The following is a 21,585-nucleotide window of genomic DNA, read 5'->3' as shown; positions in this document are numbered from 1 at the left end:
AGTACCCTTGATCTCCTCCGCAGAAGCCTCCTGGCTCTTGCTAAGGACAATACAGCCTGCGTCAGCGGCCTCCGAAGCCAGCAGATATTCCGCCTGCGGCTGCAGCTTCTCTTCCAGTCTGGCGTCCAGAATGGTGATCACATTTCCAATCTGATACCACTTATCCAGCGGCTCCTCGTAAAGGGCATCGAAAAACTCATCCACATCAAAAATTCCCGATGGCTCAATAAGAACCCGGTCATATCCGCACATTCCCATTGCGATCAGCTTGGTCTTGAAACGTCTTCTGTGGCAGTCTGCATCACATCCACCGGAAACCATTTCCAGCTCGCAGTTCTCCCCTTCCAGGTCGTGAAGCAGCATCATATCCACATTCACAGCCCCGAAGTCATTCTCCAGGATCCCAATATTCTGCCCCTGGCTCATCAGCCATGCAGCGTATTTCTTTATAAAAGTCGTTTTGCCTGAACCAAGAAAACCTGTAATTAAATCAACTTTAACCATCTTCTGTCACCTCATGTCTGCCTTATAAAAACAAAAAACGAGTTTTCCATCCATTCAATAATTGCCTAAACAGTCCGCTCGTTTCTTTTTCCCTTATCAACTTTGTTTATCCAGCAACGCCTCAAACTCTTCCTGGGACATTGGCTTGGCAAAATAGTATCCCTGGAAATAATCACAGCCATAATTTCTCAGGAAATCCGCCTGTTCCTTCGTCTCCACGCCCTCGGCGATCACCTTCAGATCCAGGCGGTGCGCCAGCTCGATCAACGAAATGATAATATTGTTATTCTTTCTATTCAATCCTATTTTCTGGACAAATCCCATATCCAGCTTCAAAATATCAAAATCAAAATCACGAATAGTACTAAAGGAAGACACCCCGCTTCCAAAATCATCCACCAGAAGCTTGGTTCCCTCTTCGTGCATTTTGGTCAGAAAGCTGTTTCCATCCTCAGACACACCGGCATATGCGGACTCTGTAAGCTCATAGCTGATACTTCCGCTGGGCAGATCCGAATTCTTCACATCCTCCAGAATTGTATCCATAATATGCTTGTCCATCAAGTCCATCCTGGAAAGGTTCACGCCAATGTCTACAACCCTTTTGCCCTCTTTCCGGCGCTTCTCGATCAGATTGTATACAGTCTGGTAAACATGATAATCCAGCTTGGTGATATATCCGCTTTCCTCCAGAGTAGGAATAAATTTCGCCGGAGAAATACTTCCGAACTCACCGCTGAACCATCTGGCCAAAGCCTCTGCCAACGCAATTTCCCCTGTCCAGGCATCGTAAATCGGCTGATAGTAGACCTGTATTTCCCCATTCTTGATCCCGTCGTCCAGATGAAAAAGGGCGATACTCCTCTGCTCATAGTCTACCCGCATCTGCTCGTTAAAAACCGCGTAAGGCTGCACAAACTGATTGGAAATATTGGACTTGGCAATCTTGGCACGGTCGCACATCTCAGTCACACTCAGCCTGGTATGACGCGGAATAAAATAAACGCCGCACTTTCCATAGAGGTCCAGATTCAGCTCCCCCTTGGTATAGGTTCTGTGCAAAAGCTCAGGCAGCCTCTCCAGATCCATATCTTCTTTCTTCGTAAGTGCCACAAAACGGTCAGCTTCCATCCTTCCCACAGCCAGCGGATTCAGAAAACATCCAGCAAGGATCTCTGCCACTCTCTTCAAAAGTTCGTCTCCTGACTCATATCCGAACAGATCATTCACCGTCTTAAATCTCTGAATATTGAAATAAGCAATGGCAAAATCCTGCTCCGGTTCACTCTCCAGGATTTCCCGTACCTTATGAAAAAATCCCGTCCGGTTCAGCGCTCCTGTCACCGAATCCGTTTCCATAACTTTCACCTTTATCGTCATCGTTCTCCACTTAAAGCCTGGTCCAATTCATGATCCCCCCCCCAGATACCATTTCACCAACACCAGACATACCCTTTCTTCACGTTCCGTTTCTACTTCTTATTTTACTATTGTTTTTCCCATTTGAAAAGTGGGAAAAACAGCTTTTTCCAAGAACTGGAAAACGCGGTTATTGATCCTGTTTTCCCAAAGTGTGCATTCCACAGGAGGCAAGTCCGCCAACACCTAAGCTTTCACCTTTTTTCAAAGTAATGCTTACAGATTTTAGTTCCTCTTTATACTTCAGATTCGTGGCAGTTATCGCCGCTTCCTTCTGACTGCTTGGTGTAAAATCACTTCTGTAGTAATCTCCCTGAAGCTCACGTCCGATCATGCTTGTTCCGAAACTGGGAAAGCTCTGCCAGAAAAATATTTTCCGCAACGGTTACCCCCGAAATGGTTCCGCTCTCCTGCACAACCATTCCGATTCCATTTTGCAGGGCATCTATCATACTGGCTGATTCCCAGTTCTGCTTTTTGAAAGTCATTCTTCCGCTGGTGGCTTTCTGCATGCCAGCTGCGATAGAAGATATGGTAGACTTTCCAGAACCATTTTCACCGATCAAACCTCTTATTTTTCATTTCAAGAATCGGTTCACTCATGTTTACCCTCCGTTCACTTGAAAACTGTTTATGAGATTATTATATTCTTTTTCATTCGGGAATGGATTCTTATATTCGTGAGTCTTTTTGCTGGATGTTATGGGAAAGTATGAATAAACAGGAATACTCTTATCAGTGCATTACCAATGTGCTGCTTCTGGATTTCTATCTATTGGTACGAAATTACTCGGAATCTGTGCAGATGCCTCTTTTCAACAGCAAGATCGATGTGCAGCGTTATGCGATTATTCAGTATATCCAGGATAATTACAGAGATGTAACACTTTCGACTGTGGCAAAGCGTTTTCATTATTCCAATGAATACACTTCCCGTTTGATTAAAGATCTGATGGGAATGACCTATACAGAAGTGGTCCGTACTGTCCGAATCGAACGCTCCCAGGATTTCCTGGCGAATACAACTATGACTGTGGCAAATATTGCGGAAGCAATCGGATATGATACCACAGAACATTATATCCGCCAGTTTAAAAAACATACTGGGATGACGCCGTCTGCTTATCGAAAACAGGAGGCAAAAAATCGGTTGTTTTAATTTTCCATCCTTTTCAGCTCCGGCAGCACCGTCAGCAGCATGGTAACAAAGCATAAACTTCCACCGATCACGTTAGACACCGGCTCTGCCAGGAATACGCCGTGGGTTCCCATTTGAAACACATATGGGAACAGATAAGTCAGTGGAACTACAATGAAAACTTTGCGCAAAAGTGAAAAGAAAATCGCCTGTTTTTTCTTGTTCAGAGACTTGAAAACGGTCTGTCCCATGTATTGCAGGTCCATGAAAATGAAGGCCGCGAAGTAGGTTTTCAGTGCTGGAACGGCATCTTTTATCAGGAGCTTATCAGAGCTGAAAACAGCGATCAGGTAGTCCGGGATAAAGATGATCACGCTCCACATCACTGCTGTATAAACCAGGATCATCACCGCCAGAGTGACCATTGCCTTACGCACAAGCTTCGGTCTTCTGGCTCCGTAATTGTAACTGAGGATGGGGGAGGTTCCCTCATTTATAGCGTAAATTGGAGTCTCGACCATCTGACGGACACTGGATACAATGGTCATAACGGATATGTATACATCCCCTCCGGTGACTCCCAGAACGTTGTTGCAGCAGATGGTTACCAGACTGTTTGTCAGCTGCATGATAAAGCCTGCAGTGCCCAGACTGATAATATTTTTTGCATGCTCTTTGCAGCTTTTCAGTTCTTTTCTCTTCAGAAGCCGGGCTTTCACTTCTGCTCTTTTTTCCAGGAAAAGAAGCACATAGCCAGCGGATAAAAACTGGGAAAGTATGGTCGCAATGGCAGCTCCGCGAATACCAAATCCTAACATAAAAATGAATATTGGATCCAGGATCAGGTTGGCAACAGCGCCAATTGCCACAGATAGCATACCAGTGGTGGCGTAACCCTGGGCATTGATAAAGGGGTTCATACCAGTGGCGATCATGGACGGAATGGTTCCGATCAGGTAGATCATCATATAGGGATAGGCATAACCCAGTGCATCCTCAGATGCGCCAAAGAGCACAAGCAAAGGTCTTGCAAAAAGGAATCCGATCACCATCAGAATGACTCCGCTGGCACACACCATCGTGAACGAAGTGTTCATGATGATCTGGGCTTTCTGGTTCTCCTTCATACCTCTGTTTATGGAAAAAAGAGGGGCACCGCCGCTTCCAAACAGGTTGGCAAATGCGGTTATGATCATGATCAACGGGAAGCAGATTCCTACTGCGCCAAGGGCCGTTGTTCCCACATTTGGGATTCTGGCAATGTAGATCCGGTCCACAATGTTGTACAAAAGACTAAGGATCTGCGCTACCAGCATAGGGATGGCGGCACTGAAAATATTTCTTGTTACGGTTCCGTTTTCAAAATCGATTCGTTTCATTTTTTTGTTTCACAGCTTTCTATTTATTTCATAACTTTCTTTTCATTTACAGCTTTTATTTCATAGAAACTTTCTGGTTTTTTCCATTATTTTCTTCAAAACAAGCTCTGTAAGCATTTAATTTTCCTTTATTTCATCATCAATCCAGGTTAGTATTTCTTCTGCTTTTCCTTGGATTTCTGTACCTAAATGATAGACGGCATTGCTTAATACGTACTCGCCATCATTGACAAAAATCTCGATTAAATTGGGTTCTACGAAGATTTCCAGGCTGATATTTTCACCTATATTTGGAATCTGGCAATGCAGTTTTTTAATGTCTGTATGAGGAAATACTTTGGTTCTGTCAGTACAGATTGTTCCATTCTCCATAGAAATTTGATAACCGCCAATGTTCAGGCTGTCGCCATTCTGGAACGTTGTTTTTATACAAAATGGCTGACCGCTGCGCAGGGCTTCCTGGCTGGAAACAGGCTTGGAAAGACCTTTTCGTACATTTGGATGAACAGCGAAATAAACCTTGCCATCGTGGATTTCCACCACACGGGGCAGGCTCATCATGCCGTTCCAAACTTGGTTTTCCTTCACCGCTGACAGCGTACACTTATCTTCCTCATTTCCTTCTCCAACACAATCTTCCGCAGATAAATTTCTAACCTTTCCACATTTTTTCTCTTCTGGCACAGCCTCTGGCATTCGGATCCAGCCGATCATTACCCGTCTGCCAGCTTCATCCAGATTGCTCTGCTGGGCGTAGAAATCACCGCCGTAATCGATCAGGGAATAGTTATCCGCCAGCTTCAGCTTACCAGTTTTTGCATCGAAGTCCGCAAAACAATAACCAGAAACAGCCTCGTATTCTACCGTTCCGTCACACGTCAAAGGGGTAACCGGGCAGCCTGTAAAGATGCGGTGTCCGTCCACCTCAAACATATTCGGACACTCGATCATGTAGCCATAATTCTTCATTCTGCACTGGGAAAGATAGCTCCAGTTTTCTCTATCTTTGCTGGAATACAGGATCACCCTGCCGATTTCATGCTTATATGTACTTCCCAGAATCATATAATAAACACCGTTTTCTTCCCACACCTTCGGGTCTCTGGTGTCCATGGAATCCGCAATTTCATCATCATGAATCACTGGAATAATCTGCCTTTTTCCGTTCCAGTTATCAAAGTGAAAACCATCCTCTGATAGGATCATAGCCTGGCTTTCTTCACATTCCCCATCTGCCAAATGGACGTTTTCGTCCTGTTCTTTCAGATAGCGGTTGGCAGTGTAATAAAGGTACATTTTCCCATCTTTCTCAATGGCACTTCCTGAAAACACACCGTTCCGGTCATAGCTTTTCGTCGGAAAAAGGGCAATTTTCTCATGTGTCCAGTGCACCAGATCCCGGCTCACCGCATGCCCCCAGTGCATGGTTCCCCACATGGGCGCATAGGGAAAATGCTGATAAAAAAGATGACAGTTGCCTTTAAATATATAAAACCGTTCGGATCATTGATCCAGTTTTCAGGTGCTTTTAAGTGTAAAAAATCCTGTCTCATAATATGCTTTTCTCCTGGAATTGTATGTGTTTTTATGGTTTTATTTTGCACATCACGGCAGGAAATGTCAAGAGAAAAGGGACTGCGCCCACAGTCCCTCTAAAAATTTAATCACCCTATCTATTATTGTTCAACGTTTATTTACCAGATATTATTTTTTCAATATTTGTGTTTCCACTCTGGTTAATTTGAAAGCTTGAAGACCTGCCTTTAAACCCACTATAAATTCTTGATTCTATAGTACCGTCCTTATAGCGCCCAATTTGTATGACGATCCAATCCCAGCCATTCCCATTACTCGAATCCTTACATCTTATTTTCAAAGATTCTACATTAATGCCTGACTCTTTCAACAGGACCTCGACATTAGTATCATATACCATATCGTCCCCAGTCAATACTCCCTTTACCAAAACTCCAGAATTTGCTCCACAAAACAAACTGTCATTGTATTGCAATTTAGTATTGTCATAGCCTTGCGGTTTACTATTCTTATCTCTGCAAATCAATACCCATACACCATATCCATGGGTCTCATTTGCCTTCGTTCCAAAATCAATCTCTCCTGTGCTATACGCATTGGTCAGCGCAGACTGTATCGCTCTCGCATTCTGCAAATCCACCGCCTGCCGAGCTTTCTCCAGCTGGCTGGAAAAAATGGGAATTGCAACTGCAACCAATACGGCAATAATTGCAACTACAATCAGCAATTCTGCAAGTGTAAATCCTTTTTTATTTTTATATTTCATTTTTTACCTCTTATAACCTATACATCAATGTCCTTTTTAGTATACGTTATGCAAATTTTTTCGTCAATTAAGTAATTAATGGATTTTAACTCCGGATTTTGGAGAATTTTACCAATATAAAATGTTTTGCGCTGGTGTAAATTTTAATTCGTCTTGTGCAGCTTTAAAAGGCGGTGCTGCATTCTGAATATGCGCACCGCCTCTTGGCATTATAGCTTCTTCATTACTATGCTTTTACTCATTCCCCGTTTTATAAATATAGATTTGTAGCTCTTTACCAGCTTCCTTGGAGTGTAAACCTTCATTCGGGATGGGGTTCCTTTGAATGCGTTGGAGCCGATGTTTTTCTGTTTCAGGCGTGAGGTGTAAATTCGCATCGTGCTTATCTTCTTGCATCCATAGAAGCTTTGCTTTCCAATATACTGGACTGCTTTGCCGATTTTTACGGTGTTGAGCTTGGTGCATTTGTAGAAGGCGTAGTTCTTGATCTGGACTACGTTGTTTCCTATGGTCAGCTTCTTAAGGTACTTGTTGTTTTTGAATGCCTTGGTGCCGACAGATGTTACTTTGTAGTTTGCACCATTTAAGTTCACGCTGTCCGGGATCACCACAGTACTTGCCTTTTTGTTTACTGGCCTTAAATACTCTACCGTCTGTGCGCTGGTTACTTTATAATAGCCGTTGGTTTTCTGCTGTTTCACCGTCATTCCCACCTTATACCCTGCCGGTGCCGGAGTACTAGTCGGTTTCGGCACCGGGGTACTGGTCGGTTTCGGCTTAGGAGTTGGTGTTGCAGTTGGCACTGGCGTGCTAGTTGGCTTCGGCGTTGCGGTCGGCACCGGCGTATTCGTCGGCACTGGCGTTGGCGTCGCAGTCGGCACCGGGGTATTCGTCGGTACTGGCGTTGGTGTCGCAATCGGCACTGGCGTATTCGTCGGTACTGGCGTTGGCGTCGCGGTCGGCACCGGGGTCGGCGTTGCAGTCGGTACTGGCGTTGGTGTCGCAGTCGGCACCGGCGTATTCGTCGGTACTGGCGTTGGCGTCGCGGTCGGCACCGGCGTGTTCGTCGGTACTGGCGTTGGTGTCGCGGTCGGCACCGGCGTATTCGTTGGCGTTGGTGTTGCAGTCGGCACCGGTGTGTTCGTCGGCGTCGGTGTTGGCGTCGCAGTCGGTACTGGCGTGTTCGTCGGATTCGGCGTTGGTGTCGCGGTCGGCTCTGGTTCAACCTGGCTATCGTCGTAGAATACCACGGAAACGGTATACGTCTTCTTCGTCACCCCATCCGGCGCGGTCAGCACATACTCCACCGGATTGGTAAAATCATGGGAGGTTCCATTGGCAAACGCCCAGTCCAAAGAGGTTCCTGCCCCTGCGCCATAATCAATATTCGGCGTCAGCTTGCTCACATCCGTTCCCTTCGGAATACGGAGTGTGATCGTTCTCGCCACACTATCAATCTCACCAATTACATCCTTTTCCAGAACCGGATTCTGCAGCTTATACAGATTAAAGCTTGCAAAAGCCGCCTCACTAGCACCCTGCACACGGATGGTAATCGTTACCGGCAAAACAGCTTTCGTCTGCACATCCTGCACCTCATACCTGCTCACATAAGTACCTGTCGGTGCAGTCACCACGCCACTATAGGAAAATGTGTAGGACAATCCCGGCATATGTGTCCGCTCCAGGCCTTCCGGTAAATCTTCACTGATCACAGTAGTGGTATACTGGCCGCTTCCGCCCTCAATCACTCCTGAATCAATATACTGCATCTCTGCTTTTCCAGCGGTCAGACACAGCTCCACTCCCGAAATGCTAAGCGGTGTATTCACGGTGATTATCTCCGAAACAGCCGTCACAGTCCCGTAAGTTCCAGGCAGATTATCCGTTGCATAGAATAAAAGTGTCTGTCCGTTATCGTCAGCAGTGAGCACTTTTCCAGCTGTGACCGGTGTCACTTTTCCATTATTTCCAAGAGCTATTTTTACACCATAAGCATCCAGCTGAGCCGCTGTAAATACTGGTGACTGGCTTCCATTGCTGTATGTCAGCCGGAATTTCAGCCCTGTCAGGTCTAGCTTATCACCCACACTGTAATCAATCTTATTCGGCGCCGTGAAAACCGTAAGCTTGCTTGGTTTCTTAGCTGTAACCGTAATTTTCTGCTGCACTTTGAACCCATGATAATCAAAAGTTACCACTGTATCCTCTGTTGTCAGCGGCCCTGTTTTATCATAAGTGAAATCACTGTAAACCCAGGCTCCCATATATGTGGAATAGGTAACATACAGGCTCATTCCTGACGGATCAAACAGATCCCCTTCCATATAACTAGTTTTCGGTACTCTGGAAATCTGAACCCTGGATATCTTGCTGCTGTCCGGTTCTGTGATCGTTATGGAACAGCTGGCGGTTTTTCCCTTATATGTAATATAAATGGTCTTGGTACCTGCTGTGGTATTGTCAAAACCGCTGATCATGTCATCTGTAATATCAATTCCTCCCGGCTGACCATTCACATAGACCATGCCCCAGCTATACGGGCGCTCTCCAATACAATAAGAATAACTGTATAAAGCTGCAGAAATGGAAGTAATATCTGCCGCTTCCATTCTGGACGGAATTCCCTCTTCTGAAATCTTCCACTCAGTTCCAAACTTCCAGTTCGTATAAGAAGCAGAATTCTTCAGCTGAGCCTCCGTTAAAAGCTTTCCATTCGAATCTGTCTCTGTGGCAGATCCAATCAATTTTCCCTGGGAGTCTTTTCCATAGCAGTCTGTGACCACTGCAGAGGTCATCCCTCCGCAGATCTGGCCAACCACCGTATTCTCTCCCTTCACCTGCAGCGTGCCTGTATGAGCGCAAACCCTTATGCTGCTGTTTCCAAGCGTCGTCCGCTCCGTTCCGCCTGCAATTCCCCCCACATACACTGGCTGCTGGGCACTATCGGTCTGCGTAACAGTTATCTTTCCACTGCTGATACATTTCTCAATAACCCCTTTATTCAGACCGGCAATGCCGCCTACCCAGCTTTTCATTGCTGGCATGGCCAGATTGATGGTCAGCTTGGAAGAGCATCCGCTGATCGTGCCAGAGTTCTCGCCTGCAAAGCCTCCGAATTTTGGAAATTCCTGAAGTCCCTGGCCGCCCATATGTCCAGTCACAGTTCCGAAAACTGTACATTCCTGAATTTTTCCTATATTATACTGGGCAAAAACACCCTGTGCATTCTGGCTGTCGTCATCAAATTCTGCTGCAACACGCAGATTCTTAATGGTTCCTGCATTTTGAACTGTGAGAGGCTTTTTCAATCCGCTGATGGTATGTCCGTTTCCATCCAGAACACCGCCAAAATAATTTACAGAAAGATTTATTTTTCCATTGGTCTGAATATCGTCGGTAAGGCGATAATAGACTCCGGCGTGGTCTGAAATCATATTCAAATCTTCCAGAGAATCAATTTCGTAAGGCTTCTCCGCTGTTCCATTTCCTCCAGCTGGAGAAGCCGATGGATTTCTTGTTCCGATCACGCGATAGACAATGCTTGAATCGCCATTAGAAGGAACAGTAAATTTTCCATCTTTCAGTTTTATTACAATCGCTGCAGTAGACGCCAGAGAATAATTCACACCACTGTCCCCTGCAAAAACAGGATAAGTTGCTGCTTTCTGTGCAGCCAGTCTGTCTCCGTAAAAGCTGTACACACCGGAGATCTCACCTGCTGCCACTGCTGTATAAAAATCAGTAAGAAGCGTCTTAAACGGTACTCCCGTAACTTTTTCCAGATATTCCTGGCTATTTAAACCAGAAGCGTTTACCTGGTAAAATTGGGGCAAAACAGCCATTGGATCATAGCCGCCTGCCATTCTGTCAATCACGTACCGCACAAACAAGTAAGGCAAACCATAATCTCTTGCAGTATCGTTCCGGTAAGTCTGATAGATCAGGGAGGAACCGCCGCGGATTGCCGTGCTCTCGGCAATTCCACTTAACCATCCACTACTGTCTATACCACCCCAGAGGTAATCCATTACGGTAACCGCCAGACCTTCATTCAGCCACATATATTTTCCGGAATTGGAAAAATTAGTTTTCAGCGCAAGCACCGCATGCTGACCTTCGTGCACCAGAAGTCCGTTTCTGCGGGACATTTCCCCGGTCACATAAGAAGCCGCTACCGGGATATTAATGTGAATCGCCGTCACGTCAGACTCATACATGTACATTCCGCTTGCACTGCTCAGGCTTTCCAGAAGAATGGAAAGCTTACCGGAACCATCCAGACAGGGGATTTCGCCGCCTGCCAGCTGGTTCAGAATGCGGTAGGGCTGTCCATCGTAGACACTTGCCATATCCGCTGCAATGAGTGCTGTCTTTCCCGCACTATCATAGGCGGACTTCATATTCTTTTCCATCCAGATGTAGCAGTGCTCACCTGCACCGATGCAGACATAGGTCTTCTGGGAATAGGTTTGTCCCATGTATTTTTCCTGACCAATGGTGTAGGTAGTTGCTGGCTGCAAGGCGATCGCGGAATTCGTACTGCCAGCCTGCACCAGATAAGCGGACTTGCCAGGGTTTGCAGCAGCCAGGCTCTTGGCAGGCGCGCTGACGCCAGTATTTACGCCACTTAACGAACTTTCACCTAGACTGCTGGTGCTTCCGCCCGCCGCATTTACGATGCCCAAACCGTTAGAAGCTCCCTCGCTCCCTACCGTATACGGCGCAGTCCCATCTGCGCCATCATCAAACACCAGCGTTCCAGTATTATGTGCCGCTTCGGGATCCGTATTCACAATAACTGCATACTCCCCGGTAAGAGTCTCCCCTGCTTTCCCTTCTGTTACTGCCGCAAAAACACTTGTATTGCAGAATAACCAAAAAAGCAGAAGGCAAATCCCCACCGAAAGCCCAATGGTTTTCTTCCTTCTCATACGCTCCTCCTGTAAAAAATTTCTTTTCTACAGTTTACCATTTTTTCTGCCTATACACTATGTTTTTTTGTGCACTTTTTCGACTAATTTCAACACAAAAAAGCAGCGTACCATTCCAAATGATACGCCACTTATTTTCATATCCATCACGCCCTCTATTTCCTCATTTCTCTTTAACAACCACCGTCCGGTTCGCCCTTTTCCCATATTCCCTGGCAATCCGAGTCTCTTCCGCAATTTCACATGCGGTCTGATAATAATAATTCAATGCGGTATTCAGCACCTCGGGGCGCTTCCCCTTCAAAAGATCCGGGCTCAGTTTAACTTCTTTCTTGAAAGGAATATCTTCCTTCTCATAATGGACATAGTTCTCCTGCGTCTGCATATCCACAACCAGCACCGGAGCCTCACCTATATATAATTTATTTCCCTGCACACGCATATTCACCAAAACAGCTTCCACCTCCTAAAAATCACTTGCTTCTACCAATATTTTTCTCTTTTCCAGATTTTCTTACCACTTTGAAAAAGCCGAAGATACTCTATCTTTTTCTCCACAGTCTCTGCAATCCTGTCCGCTCTTTCTTCTGGCATTTTTGTATATGACATAAGCAGCGTTTTCACTTCTTCTGGAAATCCGTTAAGCCTTGACAGCTCAATACGCTCTCTATTTTTCACATAAGCAAGCATATCCGCCTCTTTTTTACAAAAAGAATTTACTCTGATCTCCAGCAAGCCAGATTTCACAGGTATTAAATCTTTATCATAAAAAAGACAGTTTCCAGTATCATAGATCGGAGCCATTTTTATCAGCTTATGCGCTTTGCTGCTATACAAAAATCCAAAATTATTATAATGTCTGTCCGTATTGCTCAACACAAAATCCGTTAAAATCATATATTCCAGCTGCGCTCTTACTTCCAATTCTTCCATTCCATTTTTTACTGCCGCGTTGATAATTGCCTCATATTCGGACTGGTCATTTGGAATTTTATAGTCTTTTATCAGCTGATATGCAGAAACCAATTCCGTATCAAGAGAAGTAAATAATGGAGTCAAACTGCCTGGAACCTGCGCTCCATCAATCCGTGTCATCTCAATTTCATATGGAACATAGTTCTTCCAGCCCAGTCTTTCATGGAGTCTGCACGCAATTTTCTCGTTTACAGCCTGCTGCCCATAATTATTTGTATTAATCTTCATAAGAAAACGGGTATGATCTCGAATCACCCATTTCTTTTTCATCTCGCCATTTACAGAAGACGCCGGGGAAAAGCAGGAAATATGACCTTCCACATCAATCTTGCCTGTATCGGTCAGTAAATTTCCAAGTTCATCGGAGAATTCATTTTCAAAGAAATTTATGTTCTTCCAGTATAATTCCTTCGAAACAGGCTGCATCCAATAATGATCCGTCAAACTCAGACCGTACGCCGCCAGCATAAGGGACTGGCTTGTCTCTTCCCCCAATAGTTTAAGCTGCTGCTGAATTCCTTTTCTTGTATCCGGAACAGCACGCATATTCCACCACTGGGCAAGCCCGACTCCATCCTCCGCACATCCTACTGGCAATTCCTCTGGCATGTATACTTCAAGGACATATTCGATCCTTCCCAAAAAAGGATTTATTTTCACCATCGCAACATCTAAATCCTTATGTTTCAATATATATATTTCGTCTCTGCCCATAGTTTACACGCTCCCTAAATAAAAAAGTCCCATGGTATCAACTAATTTTGCTAAAATTAATGATACCATGGAACTTTTAGGGACTCAAGTGGGTTTTACTGCTGATTATTAGTCCTTTACGCTAGAGCCTGTTTGAAAAACCTCTAAACTTTTCCCCTCAAAACCATTTCGCCGCATACTGCTGCAATTGTTCCTGTACCTCTTTATAACTGTACTTGCTGACCGGAATGGTTTCGTGGTTTTTCAGGGTGATCTCGAAGCGTTTGATGGAGCGGACTGCATATAGGGAAACGATATAGCATCTGTGACACTGTACAAATATATCCTTGGGCAAGATTTCTTTCATAGAAGAAAGGGTTTTATAGATTCTCGTAACAGTTCCGTCCTGGAGATGGATCAACAGCTCTTTATTAATTACCTCAATAAACGTAATATCCCGAATATGAAATGACACCGTAGCAGATGGAGTATCTACCACGATCGATTTTGGTGTCAGATGCCGGATCGCGCGGTTCAGGGCTTCTGCCAGCTTTTGCCTGCTGACCGGTTTCAGAATATAGCCAACCGGCTCGGCGGAATATGCATCAAATACAAATTTTTCGCTGCTTGAAATAAATATGACAGGAACACAGTTTCCGTGATCCCGAAGATATTCCGTAAAGCTGACTCCGTTAATCTCCCCCAGCATAATATCAAGGATCAGAATATCATAAGCACCAGAATCCTCCTGCAACGCACTCTCCAATCCCAAAGCGGAGGTATACTTCCAGATTTCACAGGATTCTCCTATGGATGATAAAATGTCAACTGTCATATCTGAAATCTGTTTTAAAAAAATCGGTTCATCCTCGCAGACCGCGATACGGTACATAATAAAAATTCTCCTATTCTTCGTTTTTTTCATCAAGGCAAAGAGTCGTTGTTGCAGAAAAGACGCCATTGTGAACCTGCACGCTGAGAATGCCATTATATTTTTCCGCAATCTCCCCTATGATCTTAAGACCATAACCATGTTTGCCAATATCACTCTTCGTAGATCTATACTTTCCATTTGCAACTCTCAGGCTTCCCTCATCACAGCCATTCTCACATTTCACAAACAGAAAGTTCTCTTTTGAATGAAGATTCAGCCTGATAAACCGCCGTTCGCCTGAAACCTTTTTGCATCCCTCTACTGCATTTTCCAATATATTGTTCAGCATCCGGCACAAATCAATATCTTCCATATTCAATTGACTGCCGATAATAATGCTGTAATCCACTTTCACCTTACATCTCTTCGCCTTTTCGGAAAACTCCGAAAGAATAGAATTAACCAGCGTATTCGCCGTATATGTAACAAATGGAAGCTGTCCTGCGTCATCTGCAAACTTATGAATATATTCCTCTGCTCCCATATAGTCCTTTTCCTTAAGATAAGCCGCCAAAGCATTCATATGATGCCGGATCTCATGATGCACTTCAAGGATATACTCGTTGTTTTCCGCCTGCTTCCGGTAGCCTTCCAACATACGCTCAGAAACCCGCTCTTCCTCTTTTTTACGGCAAATGTAACCCATAACGCCGAAAAACACGCCATACACAATAAATGCAAATATGGCAAAAAGAACAAACAGCATATGGACAATAACATTCCGGTCAATATCTATTGTAGTTAAAAACTGTACAATGCTGGCGATCAGCATAAACAATGCAGGAAGTAAACAAAGGATCCCCCAGATACGTGTTTCCAGATCTATTTCGATCATAACACGGATCCTTTCCATCAGCATGAGAAAAGGCTTTGCCAGAACCAGATTGATTCCAAGTGTTATCGCAAGGGCAACTGGCGGATACATAAAATCATCTGATTCAAATTTGAAACTGCGGAACAAAAAAGTCACCGAACTTGTGACAAAAAATCCGTAGCTCATAACCACAAAGAATACAAACAGTTTCTCAGGTATTTTTGCCCGGATCACCAGACAGTACATCCCCCCGAACAGGAGTAATGCAATATAAAAAATAATATTCCAGATGGTTTCTTTATAAGCACCACCCACATTCAGCTGCGCCACAGTGCAAAACGGGATAACCATCAAGGCGAAAATAGAAAGTGCAATAAACACAGCCCTTTTCCTGCTTCCCCGAAAACGGTCCCGAAATGGAAACATACAGAAAAACGCATATGGAAAAATCTGAAGAAAAAAGCCACAGAAATAACGCAATGCTATCATAAAAAGCCCCCTTCTGACATGTCAAAATCAAAGAAAAACAGCTCCGAATACTTGATAAAAAGTATATCATTTATAGATGTTGAAATCAAATTTCCCCCATATCTTTTTGCGCCGTATTTTGTCCACTCACGCAAAAATATAGACAATAAAATAAATTTCAAATAGCATAGATATAAAGACAAGGGCGCTGTTTTTTACAATGTAAATTTTAAATTTAAGGAGGATAACAACATGAAAAAAATTCACTCAATACTTTTAGGAATGGGACTGATTACAGGAGGCCTGATGCTTGCTGGCTGGACCAGCGGGGAAACCGTCACGCTTGAAGAAATCGATACGGCGACGCAGACAGAACAGCTGCTGAAAAACCATTCTTCTTTTCAGATTACTTCGGTCTATGTTGACGATGACTTTACCTATTCGCAGTATGTGGACAAGGATCTGCTGTTAGTCTCATATCCCGACAGCGCTGAACTGTATCTGGATGGACAACTGAACTATCTTTCTGAAGAGGATTCCCTTAGCGGAATCTTGTACATTTTACAGGATCCTGTAGCATATCCCGCAACGGATAATGTGATTTTTTCCTCGAGCGCCGATGAAACCATAACAAGCTGTGAAGAAAAAGATGGCAAAATTTATGTCTCCAGTGATGCTTCCCCGGAAGATACAGAAAAACAGGTAACAGGAGAAGGCTTCCCTTATAACGAAGGCGAGTATTTTATCACTGACTACGTCCTGGATGCAGAAACCTTCACACTTTTGTCCCTTGATGAAACATTAGTCGCACCGGACGGCTCAACACGTCCCTATATAACTGCTACTATTGAATATGATGTGGAAAGACCAGAGCTGGCACAGACAATGTACGAACACAGCAAAGCCATAGAGAATCTTCGCCAGGTAACCCTCACAACAGATCCGGATACTGAAAGCGAAAAGACCTTTTCCGTACAGGTACCCAAAGGGGATGGCGTAGTTATTTACTTACCAGAAGGTTATGATGGCATCTTTACAGACCGGGCTTGTACCAAGGAAGAAGAATCTCCTGTAGACCGCAATGCAGACGCTACATTATATATGGCAAAGGGAAAGTAGAAGATGCAAAATATAAGAGACTTATTAACTGAACTTACAGACATCAATATGAACAAGGTTTCAGATCAGATTGTTGTAACAATGGCGATCATTGTGGGGCTCCTGGTCGTTGCGTCCTTTTTTGCCCTTTTTGTATCCATCTACCTCGCTATTGCATACGCCAAATACAACCGCATGAAAAACACCTGCGGAAAAACCGGCGAAGAAGCAGCACGACTGGTTCTTGACAATAACGAGCTTGAGCACATTAAAGTTTCCAAAAACGGCTCCATCCTGTTTGGAAACAGCTACAGCCACTTTTTCAAGAAAGTACGTCTCAGAAGACTTACCTGGAAAAAGGACAGCATAACTTCTCTTTCAATAGCTGTGCAGAAGGCTTCCCTTGCCATTCTTGACAAAGAGGGGGATCCAGACATGGCAGCAAGGATCCGGATGACTCCTGTCATTTATTTCGGACCACTGGCTTTCATACCACTGATACTCATCGGACTTCTGCTTGACCTTTTTGTTTTCAGAAATGTAACTGGTCTGGGATTGATGTTTTTTACTCTCCTTGGTCTCATTATTTACATTATTTCCTTTGTCATGTCTGTTAAAGTGCTGAAAACCGAGAAAAAAGCCCAGGAAATGACTCTGAAGATAATGAAAAAAGAACATCTTGCGACAGCTGAAGAAATCGAAATGAGTAAAAAACTTTTCCAGCTTTACAACATTGAATATATAAACAATATGATTATTGCTCTTTTGGAGCTGGTTTACAGAGTTCTTCAGATCATCGCATACTTTGAGAGCAGTCTTCCGTCGAAAGACTAAGTTACTTTGCTTGGCTCCGGAGAAATATCAGCAGCTTCAGCGTAAACCCAAAAGGCACTGGCAGATGTGATTTTACACACATCTGCCAGTGCCTTTTTATGATTTACGCCTCTTCAGCCACATTCTTCTTTCTCTTCTTAAAGAATCTTACCAGCACGATCGCCATCACAGCTACCAGTACCACACCACTTGTAATGTCAATCTCCAGGAACAGTTTTGTCATGTTGGACATTTTGCCTGCGTCTGGATCCAGGACAGTGTAGTTGCCGCTGCTATTTTGTCCGCAGCACTATCCCTTAACACAAAAAGCCGCTCTTTTTCCACATGTCCTTCAAAGTAAGGCTCCTGATAGGTATTCAGATAGTCCGTCTCGTTCCATTGGTGAAAGCCATTGTCCTCCATCCACTGGACACGTTCTTTATATAGAGAGAAAATCTCGGGAATTTCCTCTTTTTTCGCAAGTTCAAAAACGTAGTTCATAATTTTCTCCTAAAACAGCATACCCTCTAACAAAACGATAGAGGGTATGCCGCTTTATTTATATTTTGTTGTTCTTACTAATTTATTCTTCCTCAAACTCCTGATCCTTACGGCTCATCTCCTCGATCAGCTCTTTCTTCACCTCATAAAGCTTCGGGGAAAGGTCCACGTAAACCTTCTGCGGATTAGAGAATCGTCTGGACTCGTCCCAGAGAGTGCCCTGCTCCTGCTGGCAAATTGCACGAAGCTCCATGACAGATGGAGAAGTGTAAACACGTTTTCCCTCTTTAATAACCGGAACCAGAAGCTCACGGACCTCATAGGTACCACCCAGGATCTTGGTCTTCTTCCAGGTGTCAACCGGGTCAAATACTACCATCGTCTCATCCGGGTTCAATTTCTCATCTGCAAGACAGATCAGATCCGCTTTGATCTTGCCTGTGGACTTGCTGTAAATACGATATACGGTCTTGTTTCCAGGGTTCGTTACCTTAGCTGTGTTCTCGGAAAGCTTGATCTTCGGAATAAACTCACCCGTCTCAGGATTTTTCACTGCTGCCAGCTTGTATACACCGCCAAATGCCGGGTTGTCGTTGGATGTGATCAGACGTGTTCCAACACCCCAGGAATTGATCTTGGCATCCTGTGCTTTCAGGCTCTCGATCAGATACTCATCAAGGTCACTGGACGCGGAAATGGTTGCATCGTCAAAACCAGCTGCAGATAACATCTTGTACGCCTCTTTGGAAAGGTAAGCAAGGTCACCGCTGTCGATACGGATACCATATTTTTTCAGCTCAATGCCTTCCTCACGCATTTCCTCAAATACACGGATTGCGTTTGGAACGCCGGATTTCAGCACGTCGTAGGTGTCTACCAGAAGAATACATGCATCCGGGTACATTCTCGCATAAGTCTTGAATGCGGTGTACTCATCCGGGAAGCTCATGATCCAGGAATGTGCGTGGGTTCCAAGTACTGGCACATCGAACATCTGTCCAGTAAGCACGCAGGAGGTTCCAATACATCCGCCAATCACAGCTGCACGGGCACCAAAGATTCCAGCGTCCGGTCCCTGTGCGCGGCGAAGGCCAAATTCCATGATTCCGTCACCCTTAGCTGCATAGCAGACACGGGCAGCCTTGGTTGCGATCAGGCTCTGATGGTTCATAATATTCAAAATCGCAGTCTCCACAAGCTGAGCCTCCATGATTGGTGCAACTACTTTCACCATTGGCTCTCTTGGGAAAATAACGGTTCCCTCCGGGATGGCGTAAATATCACCGGTAAAGTGGAAGGAACGAAGATATTCCAGGAAATCTTCTTCGAAAATGGAAAGTCCGCGCAGATATTCAATGTCTGCATCTGTAAACCTCAGATTCTCAATATATTCAATGACCTGCTCCAGTCCGGCACAGATTGCAAAACCGCCCCCGCATGGGTTATCACGGTAAAACATGTCGAATACGACAGTCTGGTCAGTTGGGTTCTTAAAATACCCCTGCATCATGGTAAGTTCATAGAGATCCGTGAGCAGAGTCAGGTTATTTGCTCTCATGTTTATTCTCCTTATTAATGAGGCCTGCCAGGCAGGCGGTTTATTGAAAAATTATATCGGGAACCGCGAACTCCGCTTCGCTCCGTTTGCGTAGCGCAAAATATCCGTGCTTCGCCCGTATATTTTGCTTGATTATAACATATTTTATCCGAAATGCACAGGAAAAAGCGTCTCTGAATCTTAATTTTTTCCCGTAAAATCAAGGCTTTGCGCGAATTGAGTAAATTTTTTTAAAAAATTTGAAAAAAGGGGGTTGACTTTTCTATAGGTGTTGATATATAATACAACATGTCGCAAGCGAGAAACGACTTGCTAAGACACATAGGGCTATCGCCAAATGGTAAGGCAACGGACTCTGACTCCGTCATTTCAAGGTTCGAATCCTTGTAGCCCTGCTAAGTGGAGCACCTCGGATGAGGTGCTTTTTTCGTATTATGAAATTTCCGGAAGCCGCGTATTTACTGGCTTTGCGGGACTTTTAAAATTTTTTCTGAAACGCTTTTTCGTGGCTCTGAAAGGCGATTTTTTCCTTATTTGGCTTACTGATTTTTACTACATTTTCGGTGGTTTTCAGATGTGATAGGTCAATTTGGGATCGATTATAGGTCAATTTAAAATGACGTTGCTGCCAAAAGGTACTGAAAACAGGAAAAATGAAGAAAATCGGCTAAAAATCGACAAAATTCTACTTTTTCTACCTTTTGCACAAAAAATTATGTTTACTTTTGTGATATTTTCGCCTCATAATCAAGACAGTTTCCACGCTTCAAGTGCACAAATCCATTTTAGTACTCCCACCGCTTATTCTTCTGTCCGAAGGCGAACCTTAATTGACTTACTTGGTCAGTTATATTTCGGCGTTTGCCTCACAGCCCTCGGATAATGTTCAAATAATCCTGTCTCTGGTCTACGACAGCATATATAATAACTTCCTTTCGGGCTTCATTAACTTTATAAAATACAAGGTCTTTTTCAAGAATCAATACCTTATAGCCCTGACGCTTTAATACCAGGTATCTTGGATCAATTCCAAGATCTGGATTTTCTCCCAGCTGTCGTATACGATCTTCTATTTCGTCTAACTTTTTCAATGCCACATCATTGCCGAAATTTTGTGCAATATATAATACAATCTTTCGCAGACCAGCATCTGCGGTATCAGTACGAACAACATTGTATTTCAAACTCAGCCCTCCTGCAGCATAGCACGTAAATCATCAAAGGTTTCACTGATCGGCGCAACACGACCATTCTTTACATCGTCTTCAGCTTCAGCAAGGACTTCAAGCAATTCGATTCTTGATTTCATATTCTTATACTCTTCATAGGACAAAGACACCGTATCACCTCTTCCATTTACAGTTATGATAACAGCTTCTTTTCCCTCACGGCACTGCTTTGAGATTTCATTATAATGATTTCTTAAATCCGCCGATGGTCTGATAGTTTCCTGCATAGCAAACATAATACGCACCTCCTGTTGTTATATATGAAAATTATATCATTTAATGTCTATACTTTCAACTTCTTAGTCAATTCCATTCATAAATTTTAGAATTCTTCATTTGTTCTAGCACCCCAAAAGGGGATGTCGATTAATACCTCATTTCGACATCCCCAGTAGTAATTGAACATAACTTCTCTTGATCTGTAATTAACTTAACTAATCGTATAGCCTTTCACATTCCTTAACAAGCAATTGTCTAGTTCCTCCTCGAACTCTTTGTCTGCCTTACTATTTTTCCTCTTTTCCAATATATCTATTATCTCTTTAACTTCAATTTCATCTCCATTTTTAAGATGCACTTCTGCATCTTCTTCCAATCCAGAAATATCAATACATTCTATTTCGTAATACTCCCCATTATACACAGCCTGAAAATTTGCCTCTTCTGTGTCATCTTCTATTAGATCACCTATTCCTTGTTCATCCAAATCTCTTTGCAAATCCGCAGTCTCTTTATTATCTTTGTACCATTCCGCAGCTTCCCTTGTTTCAAATGGATTGTTTCGTTCCTTTGATGGAGCACTTCAAACAAACTTATGGATTCTATC

At 43.9% G+C, this 21,585-nt stretch carries 21 protein-coding genes and 1 tRNA gene; 4 read left to right on the top strand and 18 right to left on the bottom strand.

Annotated elements, in window-relative coordinates; all coding sequences use genetic code 11:
- The 4 genes from LIQ05_RS18340 to LIQ05_RS18325 all read right to left on the bottom strand — a co-directional run.
- Positions 1-504, bottom strand: a 504-nt coding sequence (locus LIQ05_RS18340; RefSeq protein WP_320051482.1) for a GTP-binding protein, incomplete at its 3' end; no start/stop codon positions are given.
- A gap of 96 nt (positions 505-600) precedes the next feature.
- Positions 601-1,884 carry a putative bifunctional diguanylate cyclase/phosphodiesterase gene (locus tag LIQ05_RS18335; protein WP_226822807.1) on the bottom strand — a complete coding sequence of 428 codons (1,284 nt, stop codon included), beginning with the start codon at positions 1,882-1,884 and terminating at the stop codon, positions 601-603.
- A gap of 169 nt (positions 1,885-2,053) precedes the next feature.
- Positions 2,054-2,257 carry a hypothetical protein gene (locus LIQ05_RS18330; protein ID WP_226822806.1) on the bottom strand — a complete coding sequence of 68 codons (204 nt, stop codon included), beginning with the start codon at positions 2,255-2,257 and terminating at the stop codon, positions 2,054-2,056.
- Entirely contained in the window at positions 2,244-2,489 is a 246-nt protein-coding gene (locus LIQ05_RS18325) for an ATP-binding cassette domain-containing protein (protein WP_226822805.1), read from the bottom strand. The genes LIQ05_RS18330 and LIQ05_RS18325 overlap by 14 nt, the downstream gene beginning before the upstream one ends.
- A 146-nt stretch (positions 2,490-2,635) precedes the next feature.
- On the opposite strand from LIQ05_RS18325, the gene LIQ05_RS18320 reads away from it, so the two are divergent.
- Positions 2,636-3,082, top strand: a complete 447-nt coding sequence (locus LIQ05_RS18320) for a helix-turn-helix domain-containing protein (protein ID WP_226822804.1) — start codon at positions 2,636-2,638, stop codon at positions 3,080-3,082.
- Here LIQ05_RS18320 and LIQ05_RS18315 read toward each other — a convergent pair.
- The 8 genes from LIQ05_RS18315 to LIQ05_RS18280 all read right to left on the bottom strand — a co-directional run bounded on the left by LIQ05_RS18315 (position 3,079) and on the right by LIQ05_RS18280 (position 15,581).
- Positions 3,079-4,440 (bottom strand): MATE family efflux transporter, encoded by a 1,362-nt coding sequence (locus LIQ05_RS18315; protein ID WP_226822803.1) that lies wholly within the window; start codon positions 4,438-4,440, stop codon positions 3,079-3,081. The genes LIQ05_RS18320 and LIQ05_RS18315 overlap by 4 nt on opposite strands.
- A gap of 117 nt (positions 4,441-4,557) precedes the next feature.
- Positions 4,558-5,877, bottom strand: coding sequence for a glycoside hydrolase family 32 protein (locus LIQ05_RS18310; protein WP_264292807.1), 1,320 nt, complete (start codon positions 5,875-5,877; stop codon positions 4,558-4,560).
- Between the two features lie 253 nt (positions 5,878-6,130).
- Positions 6,131-6,742, bottom strand: coding sequence for a prepilin-type N-terminal cleavage/methylation domain-containing protein (locus tag LIQ05_RS18305; RefSeq protein ID WP_226822802.1), 612 nt, complete (start codon positions 6,740-6,742; stop codon positions 6,131-6,133).
- Positions 6,743-6,951: 209 nt separating this feature from the next.
- Positions 6,952-11,676 (bottom strand): leucine-rich repeat protein, encoded by a 4,725-nt coding sequence (locus LIQ05_RS18300; protein ID WP_226822801.1) that lies wholly within the window; start codon positions 11,674-11,676, stop codon positions 6,952-6,954.
- Between the two features lie 163 nt (positions 11,677-11,839).
- A complete protein-coding gene (locus LIQ05_RS18295; protein WP_226822800.1) occupies positions 11,840-12,127 on the bottom strand; it encodes a hypothetical protein in 288 nt (95 codons plus the stop codon).
- Between the two features lie 32 nt (positions 12,128-12,159).
- A complete protein-coding gene (locus LIQ05_RS18290; RefSeq protein ID WP_226822799.1) occupies positions 12,160-13,365 on the bottom strand; it encodes a HipA domain-containing protein in 1,206 nt (401 codons plus the stop codon).
- A 157-nt stretch (positions 13,366-13,522) separates the two neighbouring features.
- Positions 13,523-14,236: a LytR/AlgR family response regulator transcription factor gene (locus LIQ05_RS18285; protein ID WP_226822798.1), complete on the bottom strand. Its 714-nt coding sequence runs from the start codon at positions 14,234-14,236 to the stop codon at positions 13,523-13,525.
- Positions 14,237-14,249: 13 nt separating this feature from the next.
- A complete protein-coding gene (locus LIQ05_RS18280; protein ID WP_226822797.1) occupies positions 14,250-15,581 on the bottom strand; it encodes a sensor histidine kinase in 1,332 nt (443 codons plus the stop codon).
- A 231-nt stretch (positions 15,582-15,812) separates the two neighbouring features.
- On the opposite strand from LIQ05_RS18280, the gene LIQ05_RS18275 reads away from it, so the two are divergent.
- Both LIQ05_RS18275 and LIQ05_RS18270 read left to right on the top strand, forming a co-directional pair.
- Positions 15,813-16,679 carry a hypothetical protein gene (locus LIQ05_RS18275; RefSeq protein ID WP_226822796.1) on the top strand — a complete coding sequence of 289 codons (867 nt, stop codon included), beginning with the start codon at positions 15,813-15,815 and terminating at the stop codon, positions 16,677-16,679.
- A 3-nt stretch (positions 16,680-16,682) separates the two neighbouring features.
- Positions 16,683-17,492 (top strand): zinc metallopeptidase, encoded by an 810-nt coding sequence (locus LIQ05_RS18270; RefSeq protein ID WP_226822795.1) that lies wholly within the window; start codon positions 16,683-16,685, stop codon positions 17,490-17,492.
- A gap of 103 nt (positions 17,493-17,595) precedes the next feature.
- Here LIQ05_RS18270 and LIQ05_RS19750 read toward each other — a convergent pair whose 3' ends face one another.
- The 3 genes from LIQ05_RS19750 to LIQ05_RS18260 form a co-directional block, all read right to left on the bottom strand.
- Positions 17,596-17,724 carry a hypothetical protein gene (locus tag LIQ05_RS19750; RefSeq protein ID WP_264292806.1) on the bottom strand — a complete coding sequence of 43 codons (129 nt, stop codon included), beginning with the start codon at positions 17,722-17,724 and terminating at the stop codon, positions 17,596-17,598.
- Positions 17,712-17,972: a hypothetical protein gene (locus LIQ05_RS18265; RefSeq protein WP_226822794.1), complete on the bottom strand. Its 261-nt coding sequence runs from the start codon at positions 17,970-17,972 to the stop codon at positions 17,712-17,714. Before LIQ05_RS18265 ends, LIQ05_RS19750 begins: the two co-directional genes overlap by 13 nt.
- Before the next feature lie 82 nt (positions 17,973-18,054).
- Positions 18,055-19,530: a nicotinate phosphoribosyltransferase gene (locus LIQ05_RS18260; RefSeq protein ID WP_226822793.1), complete on the bottom strand. Its 1,476-nt coding sequence runs from the start codon at positions 19,528-19,530 to the stop codon at positions 18,055-18,057.
- 323 nt (positions 19,531-19,853) lie between these two features.
- Here LIQ05_RS18260 and LIQ05_RS18255 point away from each other — a divergent pair.
- Positions 19,854-19,925 (top strand) — tRNA-Gln (locus LIQ05_RS18255).
- Positions 19,926-20,396: 471 nt separating this feature from the next.
- On the opposite strand, the gene LIQ05_RS18250 is transcribed toward LIQ05_RS18255, so the two are convergent.
- From LIQ05_RS18250 to LIQ05_RS18240, 3 genes are all read right to left on the bottom strand, one after another.
- A complete protein-coding gene (locus LIQ05_RS18250) occupies positions 20,397-20,714 on the bottom strand; it encodes a type II toxin-antitoxin system RelE/ParE family toxin (protein ID WP_173716955.1) in 318 nt (105 codons plus the stop codon).
- A 2-nt stretch (positions 20,715-20,716) separates the two neighbouring features.
- The gene (locus tag LIQ05_RS18245; RefSeq protein WP_173719200.1) at positions 20,717-20,995 is read right to left on the bottom strand and encodes a type II toxin-antitoxin system Phd/YefM family antitoxin; all 279 of its coding nucleotides are present in this window, start codon (positions 20,993-20,995) and stop codon (positions 20,717-20,719) included.
- A gap of 194 nt (positions 20,996-21,189) precedes the next feature.
- A complete protein-coding gene (locus tag LIQ05_RS18240; protein ID WP_173772743.1) occupies positions 21,190-21,477 on the bottom strand; it encodes a hypothetical protein in 288 nt (95 codons plus the stop codon).
- Positions 21,478-21,585: the final 108 nt, after the last annotated feature.

Source organism: Blautia glucerasea (genome assembly GCF_020537505.1).
In the GTDB taxonomy this organism is placed as follows: domain Bacteria; phylum Bacillota; class Clostridia; order Lachnospirales; family Lachnospiraceae; genus Blautia_A.
Note: the sequence above shows the minus strand (reverse complement) of the source record. Positions and strands in the feature narration are given on the sequence as shown.